1 protein-coding gene is annotated in these 603 nt (G+C 28.5%); it reads right to left on the minus strand.

Annotated elements, in window-relative coordinates:
- Positions 1-45 precede the first annotated feature (45 nt).
- The coding region (locus tag CJF42_RS26310; protein ID WP_212668880.1) for a DUF2971 domain-containing protein at positions 46-603 on the minus strand (558 nt) is incomplete at its 5' end.

The following is a 603-nucleotide window of genomic DNA, read 5'->3' on the forward strand; positions in this document are numbered from 1 at the left end:
AATAGGGGGGGAGCGACTGCATAACTAGAATTTATATATTGAACTTCATAATTTTTCAATACTATAATTATTTTTTGATATTTCTACATAGTTTATTTTGGCATCTGGGTATATTGATTTTACAATAGCTTCTAATAATTCTTTTTCTTCCTGTTTAGCTTTATTTCCAATATATATCGCTTTAAGTGATTCTACAGAATAAGAATTGTAGCCTTTATTGTTACAAATATATCTGTATTCATTTTCCGCTGTAAAAATATCGTTTTTTATACTCATCATTTCTATTATTTTATCAACTTTTAATTCTTTTGAATCTAATAGATTTATTTCAATTGGTTCATTTTGGTAGTTAACGCTCTCACCTTCCACGTTATTGTCAGGCCTACTTTTCTCGATAAGACTATCTGTCAATTTCTCTTTGCTAAATTCCAAACAGAACCCTCTCATACCATCAGCATATAATGACCACATGTGAATATTATCGATGGCATTAGATTTATCATTGAATAGAGATAAAACACCGTATTCTTGTTTTACTTTACTAAGTACTTCTTCTAACATTTCAGTAGCATGTTTTTTAATTATACCTAGGAAATTCCTCTT

Origin of the sequence: Pseudoalteromonas sp. NBT06-2 (assembly GCF_002276045.1) — a bacterium.
In the GTDB taxonomy this organism is placed as follows: Bacteria; Pseudomonadota; Gammaproteobacteria; order Enterobacterales; family Alteromonadaceae; genus Pseudoalteromonas.